Below are 12,753 nucleotides of genomic sequence, written 5' to 3' on the forward strand. Positions count from 1 at the left end.
CCAAGGGGGCCAATGAGCCATGACCGACCTTCATCCCGTGCGCCGCGCGCTGATTTCCGTATCCGACAAGACCGGCCTGATTGATCTGGGTAAAGCGCTGGAAGAGCGCGGGATTGAAATCCTGTCGACTGGTGGGTCGGCCAAAGCCCTTCGCGAAGCAGGTGTGGCCGTGAAGGACGTGGCTGATGTTACAGACTTTCCCGAGATGATGGATGGTCGCGTTAAAACCCTGCATCCCATGGTGCATGGCGGCCTTTTGGCCCTGCGCGACAATGACGAACACCTTGCATCGATGGAAGAACACGGCATCTGGGCCATCGACCTGCTGGTCGTGAACCTTTACCCGTTCGAGACAACCGTTGCCTCGGGCGCCGACTATGACACCTGCATCGAGAATATCGACATTGGCGGCCCCGCGATGATTCGCGCTGCGGCCAAGAACCACGCGTTTGTGAGCGTCGTGGTGGATGTTGAAGATTACCCCAAGCTTCTGGGGGATCTGGACCAGCATGGTGGGTCGACCTGCCCGAAATTCCGCAAGAAACTGGCACAGAAAGCCTATGCGCGCACGGCGGCCTATGACGCTGCTGTTTCGAACTGGATGGCAGATGCACTTGAACTGAAAGCGCCTCATCGGCGCGCCTTTGCGGGCCAGTGGAAACAGACGCTTCGCTATGGCGAAAACAGCCACCAACAGGCCGCATTCTACACTGATGGCTCAAACCGTCCCGGTGTGGCGACGGCCCAGCAGTTGCAGGGCAAGGAACTCAGCTACAACAACATCAACGACACCGACGCCGCGTTTGAACTGGTGGCGGAGTTTGACCCGGCAGACAGCCCCGCCGTGGCGATAATCAAACACGCGAACCCCTGTGGTGTGGCCCAAGGCGCGACACTGGCCGAGGCGTATCAGAAGGCGTTCGACTGCGACCGCACCTCGGCCTTTGGCGGGATTGTTGCGCTAAACCAGCCGCTGGACGCGGAAACCGCCACCAAGATCACCGAGATTTTCACCGAGGTCGTGATTGCCCCCGGCGCGTCTGATGAAGCGCGCGAGATTTTTGCCGCCAAGAAAAACCTGCGCCTTCTTCTGACGGATAGTCTGCCCGATCCCCGCGCGCCGATGACCGCTTATAAGCAGGTTTCCGGCGGTCTTCTGGTGCAGGACAAGGACGTGGGCTATGTCGGCATGGATGACCTGAAGGTTGTGACCGAAAAAGCGCCGACCGAAGAGCAGATGCGCGATTTGCTGTTTGCCTGGAAGGTCGGAAAACACGTCAAATCCAACGCGATCGTCTATGTGAAAGACAGGGCAACAGTGGGTGTTGGCGCAGGGCAGATGAGCCGCTTGGACAGCGCGAATGTCGCCGCCGCCAAGGCTCAGCGGATGGCGGACGAACTGGGATTGGCTGACAGCCTTGCCAAAGGCTCGGCCGTGGCATCGGATGCATTCTTCCCGTTCCCCGACGGCCTTCTGGAAGCCGCTGCAGCGGGCGCAACTTGCGTCATTCAGCCCGGCGGCTCAATGCGCGATAACGAAGTGATCGACGCCGCCAATGACGCGGGCCTTGCCATGGTGTTCACCGGCATGCGCCACTTCCGGCACTGACCAAGCCATGCGTGTGATTCTGATAGCTGCCGTTTTGGCCTTCGCCCTTGATCAGGGCAGCAAGTATCATGCGCTCTACGTGCTTGATCTGGACCGCGTCGGCGTGGTCCAGGTCTGGCCGCCCTATCTGGTCTATCAAATGGCGTGGAACACGGGCATCAATTTCGGCCTGTTCGGGTCCGACGGCGCGGCCATGCGTTGGGTGCTGGTGGCGCTTAGTTTTGTGATCTCGGCTTGGGTCGTCATCTGGGTTCGCCGCGAAAAGCTTGGCCGACTGGCACATATATCCGCTGGGCTATTGGTTGGTGGCGCGCTGGGCAACGTCCTTGATCGTATCTATTACGGGGCGGTGGTCGATTTTCTGAACATGTCCTGTTGCGGCATTCAGAACCCGTTTTCCTTCAACGTTGCTGACATTTTCGTATTTGCAGGCGCCATTGGTCTGGTTCTCTTCTCGTCTTCGCACAAGACCCCGTGACGCGCGTTTCCAGATGGGCTAAGAAGCGGTAGGAAACGAGGGTTTTGCGTCACATGCGTACTACATTCATCAAGCCGTTGACCGCACTTTGTGCTGCGATCATAGTCTCTGCCTGTTCTGGCAACGATCCCAAGCTGATGAACATCAAGTCCACGCAAGGTGGACCTGACGAGTTTTCGATTCTGCCAACCAAGCCGCTGCAAGAACCGCCGAGCTATCAAGCGCTGCCGGCGCCGACGCCGGGTGGGAAGAACATCACCGACCCAACGCCGCATGAAGACGCTGTTGCCGCACTGGGCGGGCAACTTCGCAATACCGGGCTGCGGGGTGGGGAAGGCGCTTTGGTTGCCGCCGCCAGCCGTTATGGTGTCGCTGCTGGTATTCGCAACCAATTGGCGGCTGAGGACCTTGAATGGCGCAGCAACAATCGTGGCAAGGTGTTAGAGCGTTTGTTCAACGTGAATGTCTATTACCGCGCCTATGAAGCGATGGAACTTGACCAGCATCGCGAACTGGAACGGTTGCGCAGACTTGGGTTGTGGACTCCGGCCGCACCGCCCAATCCGGCTGTCGCGCAATAAGCGAAGGGGCCAGTGGCCGCTTGTTGAATTGGACGGCGTTAAACCCCCGTCACCACCTGTTCACATATCCGTTGCCCGGGCTTGAAGCCCGCGCTGATGCCCGTAGTTTTGACGGGAATGGTAAGGAGAAATCGATGCGTTTCCTGATAGGTGCATGCGTTGCGCTTGGCCTTGTTGGCCCTGCGTTCGCGAAAGAGTTGGTTAGCGACTTCACGCTCGACAACGGGCTGGAGGTTGTCGTGATCGAAGACCACCGCGCGCCGGTTGTTGTTCAGATGCTCTGGTATCGGGCCGGGGCCGCGGATGAAACACCGGGCGTCTCGGGTATCGCCCATTTTCTGGAGCACCTGCTTTTCAAAGCGACCGACAACATAGAAGCGGGCGAATTCAGCAGAGTCGTGGCAGAAAACGGGGGGTCTGACAACGCGTTCACATCGCAGGACTATACCGCCTATTTCCAGCGCGTAGCAGCCGACCGGTTGGGGCTGATGATGCAGATGGAAGCTGACCGGATGCGAAATCTGCGCCTGTCAGAAGATGATATCGCCACCGAACGCGATGTAATTTTGGAGGAACGCGCGCAACGCACGGATAGCGAGCCATCGGCCTTGTTCCGCGAGCAGTTGAACGCCGCTGCGTTTCTGAACCACCCTTATGGCACGCCTGTGATCGGTTGGCGCCATGAGGTCGTGAACCTGTCGCGTGAGGACGCTCTTGCCTATTACCAGCGGTTTTATGCGCCCAATAATGCCGTACTGGTCGTTGCGGGCGATGTAACCCCAGAGGAGGTTCGCGCGCTGGCTCAAACGCATTATGGCCCGCTGGAACCCACCGTCGATTTGGCCGAGCGGTCCCGACTAGTCGAGCCACCGCAACTCGCCGAACGGCGTCTGAGATATGAAGATCCACGCGTCAGCCAGCCCTTCCTGATGCGTCGCTACCAAGCTCCTGAACGCGATCCCGGCGCGCAGGAAAACGCCGCCGCCTTGGTCTATCTGGCAGAAATTTTGGGGGGCAGTGGGGCCACATCGGTCCTTGGACGCGCGCTTCAGTTCGACGAACAGATCGCTGTCTATGCCGGGGCGGGATACAGCCCGGTCGCATTGGATGACACCACTTTCACGCTTGTTGTGTTGCCTGCAAAGGGCGTTTCGCTGGCTGATGCCGAAGACGCACTTGACCGCGAGATTTCCGCCTTTTTGGAGGCTGGCATTGATGAAGCTCAGTTCGAGCGCATCAAATTTCAGATCCGCGCTGGTGTGATCTATGCCCAGGACGACGCAATGGCGCGGGCACAACGGTATGGCGAGGCACTGACATCTGGTCTGACGATAGAGGATGTGCAGGCGTGGCCTGACGTGTTGCAGGCGGTGACGCCGGATGATGTGATGGCCGCAGCACGGGCGCTGTTTGACGACCGCAAGTCAGTCACCGGCTGGCTGGTTCCCGAAGGTGGAGAGGAAATGTGATGAAACATCTGGTTCTTGGCATTGCCGCCCTGATTGCCTTCGGAGCGCCCGTTCGCGCTGAAATCGCCATTCAAGAGGTTTCGACCCCATCCGGGATCACCGCTTGGTTGGTTGAAGAACACAGCCTGCCGTTTACCGCACTAGAAATCCGCTTTCGTGGCGGCACCTCGTTGGATCGTCAGGGCGCCCGCGGGGCCGTCAATATGATGATGGGGCTGCTTGAAGAAGGCGCGGCGGATCTGGATGCACGTGGCTTTGCAGAAGCCCGCGAAAGCCTTGCCGCCTCTTTCGGGTTCGACGCCCATGGTGACGCGGTAACAGTGTCCGCGCAGTTTCTAACTGAAAATCGGGATGATGCGGTGGCGCTTTTGCATGCAGCGCTGACCGAGCCGCGTTTTGATGCCGACGCGATCGAACGGGTGCGCGGGCAAATCTTGTCGCACCTGTCGTCGCGCGCGACCGATCCCAACGCGATTGCCGGCAATACCTGGAGCAAACTGGCTTATGGTGACCACCCCTATGGCAGCTACGATGCCGGGACCGAAGACAGTGTCGGGGCGCTGACACGCGACGATCTGATGGCGGCGCTGGCTGACACGATTGCCATGGACCGCATCTATGTGGCAGCCGTCGGTGATATCACTGCGACCGACCTTTCGGCGCTGCTTGAGGCGCTGTTTGATGGCCTGCCGGCAACTGGCGCTCCTTTTCCGGAACGCGCTGATTTTGCTTTGGCCGGTGGCACGACCGTGGTGCCGTTTGACACCCCTCAGTCAGTCGCCCGTTTTGGCCAGATCGGTATCGCCCGCGAGGATCCTGACTTCTTTGCCGCCTATGTGGTGAACGAAATATTGGGCGGGCTGGGGTCAAACTCACGCCTCATGGAAGAGGTGCGAGAGGCGCGTGGCCTGACATATGGTATCGGCAGCTACCTGATCCCTGCCGATCTGTCGGAAACCATAATGGGCCATTTTTCCAGCCAGAACGGGTCGATGGGCGAGGCGATAGAGGTCGTGCGCGCCGAATGGAAAAAGATCGCCGAAGACGGCATCACGCAAGACGAACTGACAGCCGCGCAAACCTATCTGACCGGGTCATACCCGTTGCGGTTCGATGGCAACGCCACCATCGCAAACATCATGGTCTCGATGCAGATGGAGGGCCTGCCCGTCGATTATATCGCCACGCGCAACGATCGGGTGATGGCGGTGACATTGGAAGAGGCCAATCGGGTGGCGGCGCGTCTCTATGACCCGGACGCGCTGCATTTCGTGGTGGTGGGACAGCCCGAAGGGGTCGTTGCAAACTGACCTAACGGCCAAGTGAAGACATGAATTCGCAATGGTCGAATCGGCGCGAGATATGCTAGGTTTTGTGGTATGCCCGAGGATAACCCCCATATAAGCCCGGCGCGCGTCTCTGATCGCCGCCCGATGATCCGACAGTTGGATGACGCCGCAATCAACCGGATTGCGGCCGGTGAGGTTGTGGAACGCCCCGCATCCGCTGTGAAAGAACTGGTTGAGAACGCGCTGGACGCCGGCGCGTCGCGGGTCGAGGTAGCCTATGCCGATGGCGGCAAGACACTGATCCGCGTCACGGATGATGGTTGCGGTATTGCGCCCGAGGATTTGCCGCTGGCGCTGTCACGCCATGCGACGTCGAAGATCGACGGCTCGGACCTTCTGGACATTCACACCTTCGGCTTCCGGGGCGAGGCATTGCCGTCGCTCGGGTCGGTTGGTCGATTGACCATCATTTCGCGGGCCGATGGGTTTGATGCTGCCACGATCCGGGTGGCAGGGGGCGAAACAAGTGCGGTCAAACCCGCCGCATTGTCGGGTGGCACGGTGGTCGAGCTGCGCGACCTGTTCTATGCAACACCCGCGCGGCTGAAATTCATGCGCACCGATAGGGCCGAGGCGCAGGCGATCACCGATGTGATCAAGCGCCTTGCGATGGCTGAACCGCATGTGGGCTTCACCCTGCGCGATGTGTCGGGGGGCGGTGAGGGGCGCGTGACCTTCCGCGCCGACCCCGAAACCGGCGATATGTTCGATGCGCTGGGCGGGCGACTTGGGTCGATCCTTGGGCGCGATTTTTTGGATAATGCGATCCAGATTGATGCCGAACGCGACGGGTTGCGCCTGACGGGGTTTGCAGCGCTTCCAACCTATTCGCGTGGGGCGGCGGTGGCGCAGTTCCTGTTCGTCAATGGCCGCCCGGTAAAGGACAAGCTGCTGACCGGCGCATTGCGCGCGGCCTATTTCGATTTCCTCAGCCGTGACCGGCATCCGGCGGCGGCGCTGTTCGTATCCTGCGACCCGCATCTGGTGGACGTGAACGTGCACCCGGCAAAATCCGAGGTGCGGTTTCGCGAACCCGGTATCGCGCGTGGCTTGATCGTATCCGGCCTTCGCCATGCGCTGGCAAACGCGGGGCATCGTGCGTCAACGACTGTCGCGGGGGCGACTTTGGGCGCGATGCGCCCTGAGCCAGCCGGCCCGCGCGTTTATCAAATGGACCGCCCCGTCGCGGGCGCGATACGGCAGGCTTATGCTACGCAAGCCCCCGGCTCTGACATGCCGGGCTTTGCGGAGATGTCCACGCCCTCCGCCCGGTTCGATCCGGTGGTCGAGCCGGATAACGAAGCCCCGCAAGAGGCACTGCCCCTTGGCGCTGCCCGCGCGCAGGTGCACGAGAACTACATCATCGCACAGACCGAAACCGGCATGGTGATCGTTGATCAGCACGCGGCCCACGAACGGTTAGTTTATGAGAAACTCAAGCGCCAGATGGCCGAAAATGGCGTCGCGCGTCAGGCGCTTCTGATCCCTGAAATTGTTGAACTGTCCTCCGGTGACGTCGCACGCCTGTTGGAAGTGTCCGACGCTCTAGCCGATATGGGGCTTGTCATTGAATCCTTCGGCGGTGACGCCATCGCCGTGCGCGAAACCCCAGCCATTCTGGGTGAAATAAACGCCACAGAAATGATCAAGGACGTGCTGGACGAACTGGCTGATCTGGGCGACAGCAACAAGGTCCAAGCCAAAGTCGAGGCCGTGTTGTCGCGGGTCGCCTGCCATGGCTCGATCCGGTCGGGCCGCTGGATGCGCCCGGAAGAAATGAACGCCCTGCTGCGCGAGATGGAGGCGACGCCCCATTCCGGCCAGTGCAACCATGGCCGCCCCACCTATGTGGAACTGAAACTTGCAGATATCGAAAGGCTGTTTGGCCGCACATGATCCAGATTGGTGATACAACCTACAACCTCGCGGACCCGTTAACCCTTCTGGTGATCGGCGCGGCAGTGCTGGCCGTGTTGATGTTCGTCCTGCTTATCGTCGTGGTGCGCCGGGCGGGGCAATCGGCACGCGTGGCCCAAGACCTTGCCCGCGATATGGGCGGTCTTGGTCAGGCAGTGCAGGTGCTGGGCGCGGGGCAGGATCAGCTGTCGGGCGGGTTGCGCACGGTATCGGATGCTCAGTCCACGGGCCAAGCGCAGGTGTTGCAGGCGATGGAAACGCGTCTGGCCCATGTGCAGCAGCAGATGAACGACCGGCTGCATGAGAACGCGATGAAAGCCGCGCGCTCTATGTCCGAGCTGCAGGAACGGATGAAAGAGAACCTTCAGGGCAACACGGTGAAAACCACCCAAAGCCTGACCCAGTTGCAGGAACGCCTTGCGGTGATCGACAAGGCGCAGGACAACATCACGCGGCTGTCGGGCGATGTGTTAAGCCTTCAGGACATCCTGTCAAACAAGCAGACCCGCGGCGCGTTTGGCGAGATACAGTTGCACGACATCGTGTCCAAGGCGCTGCCCAAAGACAGCTATGACCTGCAACAGACCCTGTCCAACGGAAAACGCGCCGATTGCCTGATCCACCTGCCCAACCCGCCGGGACCGATCGTGATCGACTCGAAGTTCCCGCTGGAGGCGTATGAGGCGCTGCGCAAAGCCGACACTCAATACGAGTTGAACGAGGCCGCCAAAGCGATGAAGGTCGCGGTGAAGGCGCACATCAAAGCGATCTCCGACAAATACATCATCGAAGGCGAAACCGCAGACGGCGCCCTGATGTTCCTGCCGTCCGAGGCCGTTTATGCCGAGCTACACGCCAACTTCCCCGAACTGGTCCGTGAAGGGTTCGCAGCGCGTGTCTGGATCGTGTCCCCCACGACGTGCATGGCGACCCTGAACACGATGCGGGCGATCCTGAAAGATGCCCGAATGCGCGAACAGGCGGGCGAGATCCGCAAGATGCTGAAGAACCTCCACCGCGACGTGGAGCTGGTGGTCGAACGTGCGGGCAAATTGGAGCTGCATTTCGATCAGGCGCGCCGGGATGTCGAGGGGATCTCGACGGCGGCAGAGCGTGCGGGCAAACGCGCCGCGCGGTTGGATAACTTTGACTTTGAAGAGTTGTCCGATGGGGCCGAGAATGTGGTGCCGATTGGGAAGGGGTAGGGGGTCGTGGAGGCGTTGAAAGCCGACATCGAGCCCAAAAATACCAATTCACTATGATCGGCATTGCCGATAGATCGAGAGCGAAATCGCGAAGCGGAGGAAAGTTGATTTGCGTATTTTGGTAGCCTTGATTACCGCGACAATCCTTTCATTCCCCGCCAGAGCGGACACGATTTGCACCCTAATACTTGATGCTTCAACAGCGGATGTGCTGGTGGAAGACGGCGACTGCCGGTCCCGCGTCACGCCTGCATCAACCTTCAAGGTGCCGTTGGCAGTCATGGCATATGATGCAGGCGTGCTGACGGATGCACATGACCCGGTCATGGCATTTCAGGCGGGCGATCCCGATTGGGGCGGAACCAATTGGACGAGAGACACCGATCCAGAAGACTGGATGCGCTTTTCGGTTCTTTGGTATTCCCAGCGGATCACCCATGCGATGGGTCAACAGGCTTTGACCCGACATGCGCTGGCCTTTGGCTATGGAAACGCTGATTTTTCTGGCGATCCTGGCTTTGACAACGGACTTGATCGCGCGTGGATCGCGTCGTCCCTTCAGATATCTCCTTTTGAGCAGGCTGCCTTCTTATGTGGGCTAGTGTTAGATGAGTTGCCCGTTTCATCGCAGGCCATGCAAAATGCGCGCGGGATCATGCAGAGTTGGCAGATCGGCAACTGGCTAATTTATGGCAAGACCGGCGCGGCCTACCCCCGACGCGCGGATCGCAGTTTTGATTACGCGCGCGGGTGGGGCTGGTTCGTGGGGTGGGCGCGAGAAGAAGATAGAACATTGGTCTTTGTCAGGTTGACCCAAGCAAGCGAGCGGACAGGGATGTCACCCGGTAATCTGGCGCGGGATGCTTTCTTGGTGGATTGGTCCGGGTTAGTCGATTGACGGCAACACGGTCCCGCACAGCAGACATTCCCCTTCTCAACCATGCTCCACCACCTCAACATGCTGGGCCAGTTCCTTCACGTGCCCCATCCAGGCCTCGATCATCTTGGGATCATCTGTCGCCGCTGACACGCCCGCGGGGGCTTTGCCGTCTCGGATCATCTCGACGGCCAGTGACACGGGCGTGGACACAAGCCGCGCCATGGCGGTGCCGCGGTCGTCGCCCCATGCGTCCATGACATAGGTCTTGTGATAGACCTCGGCACCGTCCTTTTCCGCCTTCAATGCTACGCACATGATCACGCGGTCAGGCTCGCCCTCGTCATAGGAATTCTCGTCCCAGAACTGGTCGGACATTTCCTTCAGCCGCGCGTCGCCTTCTGGGCCTTCCAGCGTCTCGACCTCGGCAAACACGTCTTTCCACGCCTCGGTCCAGCCATTCAGGCGCAGGGTGCCGCGCACGAAGGTGTCGACGTTCCATTCGGGGTCGAACTTGTAATCCTCCATGAACGGGATTGAATCGCGGTTGGGATAGACCTCGAAGCTTTCGACCTGCTGCAACGGCGCGTCATAGGACGAGATTGCGTCCCAAGGGCGCGCGACGTCCAGCGGTTTGCCGTCCTTGATCGAACGCGAGGGCGAGCGCAGCGCTTTCAGCACACCCAGCGGCGACCAGCTGAATTTATAGCGAAACGGGTTCGGGATTTTCGGCACGCCGCCGCAATAGCTGATGAAACTCAGCGTGTTGTCCGGATCAAAGGCATCTGACGCGCGATAATCGGCGACAAGCCAGTGGGCCATCAGGTGGTCGATGCCGGGGTCCAGCCCGATCTCGTTCACGCAGGCAAGACCAGCGTCGCGGAAGTCTTCGTCCAGCGCGCGCATCTCGGGCGAGATATAGCTGGAGGACACGAAATGCGCGCCTTTCTGCAGGCAGCGCTTGGCCAGGGGGACGTGCAGATCGCGGGGCAGCATCGACACCGCGATATCGCCGGGGGCAAGGGCCGCGGTTACGGCGTCCAGATCGAAGGGGCGTATTTTGTCGGTCAGATCGCCAACGGCTTCGCGCGCCTTGTCGACGGTCCGGTTCCAGACAACGACGTTGCGGCCGGACTTTAGCAGGCGACGCAGGCCGGGGATGGCCGACAGGCCGGTGCCACACCAATGGATTGTCATATCAGGGCGTCCTTTCAGCCGAATTTCAGTTTGGCGGTGATGATGGACCCCACCATCACCAAGGCAATTGCGTTGGCGATGACCATAGGCCACGCGTCGAGCATCAGGCCATAGACCAGCCACAACGCGATCGAGGCGAAGACCATCACATTTGTTGGCAGCGACAAGTCCGCTGTGTGTCGCGTGCGCCATGCCCGAATGGTTTGGGGCAGCCAGCAAATGGTGCTGATGACGCCGGCGGTACTGCCGATCACGGTTTCCAAATCAGATGTCCTTCATGTGGGTGCGGAACGTCGCCTCGGCCCGGCGCCAGACGCCCGTGGTCAGATCAGTCAGGGTCAGAAGCGATGGCAGAAGTTGTCCGGCGTAGTCGATGGAGCTTTCCAAGGGCAGCATAGACGGCAGGTTGTCGATTGCCATCACATCCAACACCGGATCTTGCGCCACGCGCAGGGCCGGGGCGTCCCAACTGGTGGCTTTGTCATAGACCGGCACAGGGTTGTAGTCGCTGTCCGGGTCGCAAGCCACATCGCCGATGGCTGTCAGTTTGCGGCCTGCCGACAGCGCGTCGCGCGGCACGAACACGGGGGTTTGTGGCCCGGCGAGGATGCAATTGATAAACAGGTTGTGGTCGAGGATTTCGGGGAAGGGTCCGCCACTGGCGGTTTCGGCCATGTCCCATTTGGTGACGGTGACGCCCATCGCTTCCATCAGGTCAGACGCGCCTGTTCCGACGCGGCCAAGGGCGCCGATCACAATGGCGGCCGGGCGCGGGGTGTTGGTTGCGTCGAGTTCGGAGCGAAGCTCGTCCAGCAACGCGTCCTTGTTCTTGTAGGCCCCGACCGGACCACACAGCTTTCCGTGCTGTTGCGCGGCCCACGCCTTCAACGTCACTGCCGCGCCTGCAAACCCAGCCCAATAGCCAAATGCCGCCACACGGCGTCCGGTTTCATCCACCAGATATTCCAGATCATAAAGCGTGCCACCCCCTGCCTTGAACCGCTCCAGCAACGAACGGCCAGAGTGCTGGCCCTTGAAGGCGTGACCGAACATGATGTGGCGATGCGGCAGGGGGGTGCCGTCTTCTGGCAGTTCTTTGAGGCCGAAGATGAAGGCGTCTTTCGGCGCGTTGGGCCAGCTGTTTTCCGGTGCAATCTCACAACCCGCATCACGATAGCCGTCAATGCCGATGGCCCGCGCGCCGCTTTCTTCGACCGTCACGTGCAGACCCGCATCAATCAGCGCCTTCGCACCGTCAGGCGTCAGCCCCACGCGATCTTCGTTAAGGCGCTGTTCGGCGCGAACCCAAAGATGTGTCATGGACGAAGCTCCTTAAAAATGCGTCTGCGCGTGGTGGCGGTCGGTGGGTTCCAGATGCGGCACGGCGTTGAATTGGATCAGGCTTAGCCCCGCAGGTGTTAGTCGCATCCGGTGGACTGAACTGTTCATAATGGGCAGGATCGTGCGGGTGAACGGGCCAATATCAAGCCCCATGACCACCCGCGTTGCCATGCCAATAAACCCGCCCGAGGTGAAAATGATCGCATCCTCGCCGCGTTCAGCGATGTCGTGGATCACGTCGCTGACGCGCGTTTGAAAGTCGTGGAAGGTCTCGGGCGCATTGTCGATCTTGCCTTCCTGCCATGCCGAAAAGGTCAGTGGCAGGTGGTCGACGAAATCTTCATGGGTGCGGGGATGCGGAATGCCAAACTGCGTGTGCATCCGTTCGGACAGATCGAAATAGCGCACTTCGTCCAGCCGGGCGTCCTGTGTGAATTCGTCAGCCCCCCATTCCTGCGCGGTTTGGCGGTGCCGTGTCAGCGTGCCGGTATAGGCCTTGCTGTAACGCTGCCCGGTGTCGCGCATGTAGTCGCCCAGCCAACGCGACTGCTGGCGGCCCAGATCGGACAGGCGGTCATAGCCAGTCTCATCCGTTGCGGTGTTGTTGGCCTGGCCGTGGCGGATTAGCGTAATCGTGGTCATGGGGTCTCCTTTCGGCCTATTGCTAGACAGTTGGGTGCAGTTCGAAAAGGGGGTCTGGCGCAAAATCGGTGCGGGGCGTCGGGATTGA

General features: G+C 60.3%; 12 protein-coding genes. 8 read left to right on the forward strand and 4 right to left on the reverse strand.

The window, feature by feature from the left end; genetic code table 11:
• Nucleotides 1-19 precede the first annotated feature (19 nt).
• The 8 genes from purH to blaOXA all read left to right on the forward strand — a co-directional run bounded on the left by purH (nucleotide 20) and on the right by blaOXA (nucleotide 9,506).
• The gene (purH, locus tag ACXYMP_RS03035) at nucleotides 20-1,609 is read left to right on the forward strand and encodes a bifunctional phosphoribosylaminoimidazolecarboxamide formyltransferase/IMP cyclohydrolase (RefSeq protein WP_298567441.1); all 1,590 of its coding nucleotides are present in this window, start codon (nucleotides 20-22) and stop codon (nucleotides 1,607-1,609) included.
• Nucleotides 1,610-1,616: 7 nt separating this feature from the next.
• Nucleotides 1,617-2,087 (forward strand): signal peptidase II, encoded by a 471-nt coding sequence (gene lspA, locus ACXYMP_RS03040; RefSeq protein ID WP_298567444.1) that lies wholly within the window; start codon nucleotides 1,617-1,619, stop codon nucleotides 2,085-2,087.
• Nucleotides 2,088-2,140: 53 nt separating this feature from the next.
• Nucleotides 2,141-2,668 carry a DUF3035 domain-containing protein gene (locus tag ACXYMP_RS03045; RefSeq protein ID WP_298567447.1) on the forward strand — a complete coding sequence of 176 codons (528 nt, stop codon included), beginning with the start codon at nucleotides 2,141-2,143 and terminating at the stop codon, nucleotides 2,666-2,668.
• Nucleotides 2,669-2,802: 134 nt separating this feature from the next.
• Nucleotides 2,803-4,137, forward strand: coding sequence for a M16 family metallopeptidase (locus ACXYMP_RS03050; protein WP_458904264.1), 1,335 nt, complete (start codon nucleotides 2,803-2,805; stop codon nucleotides 4,135-4,137).
• Nucleotides 4,137-5,447 carry a M16 family metallopeptidase gene (locus tag ACXYMP_RS03055; RefSeq protein WP_458904266.1) on the forward strand — a complete coding sequence of 437 codons (1,311 nt, stop codon included), beginning with the start codon at nucleotides 4,137-4,139 and terminating at the stop codon, nucleotides 5,445-5,447. The genes ACXYMP_RS03050 and ACXYMP_RS03055 overlap by 1 nt, the downstream gene beginning before the upstream one ends.
• A gap of 69 nt (nucleotides 5,448-5,516) precedes the next feature.
• Nucleotides 5,517-7,382 carry a DNA mismatch repair endonuclease MutL gene (mutL, locus tag ACXYMP_RS03060; protein WP_458904268.1) on the forward strand — a complete coding sequence of 622 codons (1,866 nt, stop codon included), beginning with the start codon at nucleotides 5,517-5,519 and terminating at the stop codon, nucleotides 7,380-7,382.
• Nucleotides 7,379-8,608 (forward strand): DNA recombination protein RmuC, encoded by a 1,230-nt coding sequence (locus ACXYMP_RS03065; protein WP_458904270.1) that lies wholly within the window; start codon nucleotides 7,379-7,381, stop codon nucleotides 8,606-8,608. Before mutL ends, ACXYMP_RS03065 begins: the two co-directional genes overlap by 4 nt.
• Nucleotides 8,609-8,717: 109 nt before the next feature.
• On the forward strand, nucleotides 8,718-9,506 hold the full coding sequence (blaOXA, locus tag ACXYMP_RS03070) for a class D beta-lactamase (RefSeq protein WP_458904273.1): 789 nt from the start codon (nucleotides 8,718-8,720) through the stop codon (nucleotides 9,504-9,506).
• 36 nt (nucleotides 9,507-9,542) lie between these two features.
• On the opposite strand, the gene ACXYMP_RS03075 is transcribed toward blaOXA, so the two are convergent.
• The 4 genes from ACXYMP_RS03075 to ACXYMP_RS03090 are packed head-to-tail and all read right to left on the reverse strand — an operon-like array spanning nucleotide 9,543 to nucleotide 12,665.
• Nucleotides 9,543-10,682, reverse strand: a complete 1,140-nt coding sequence (locus ACXYMP_RS03075; protein WP_458904275.1) for a saccharopine dehydrogenase family protein — start codon at nucleotides 10,680-10,682, stop codon at nucleotides 9,543-9,545.
• A gap of 14 nt (nucleotides 10,683-10,696) precedes the next feature.
• On the reverse strand, nucleotides 10,697-10,936 hold the full coding sequence (locus tag ACXYMP_RS03080; protein WP_458905310.1) for a SemiSWEET family sugar transporter: 240 nt from the start codon (nucleotides 10,934-10,936) through the stop codon (nucleotides 10,697-10,699).
• 10 nt (nucleotides 10,937-10,946) lie between these two features.
• The gene (locus tag ACXYMP_RS03085; RefSeq protein WP_458904277.1) at nucleotides 10,947-12,002 is read right to left on the reverse strand and encodes a saccharopine dehydrogenase; all 1,056 of its coding nucleotides are present in this window, start codon (nucleotides 12,000-12,002) and stop codon (nucleotides 10,947-10,949) included.
• 12 nt (nucleotides 12,003-12,014) lie between these two features.
• Nucleotides 12,015-12,665 carry a histidine phosphatase family protein gene (locus ACXYMP_RS03090; RefSeq protein ID WP_248364872.1) on the reverse strand — a complete coding sequence of 217 codons (651 nt, stop codon included), beginning with the start codon at nucleotides 12,663-12,665 and terminating at the stop codon, nucleotides 12,015-12,017.
• Between the last annotated feature and the right edge of the window lie 88 nt (nucleotides 12,666-12,753).

The sequence above is a fragment of the Aliiroseovarius sp. CAU 1755 genome (assembly GCF_054482655.1).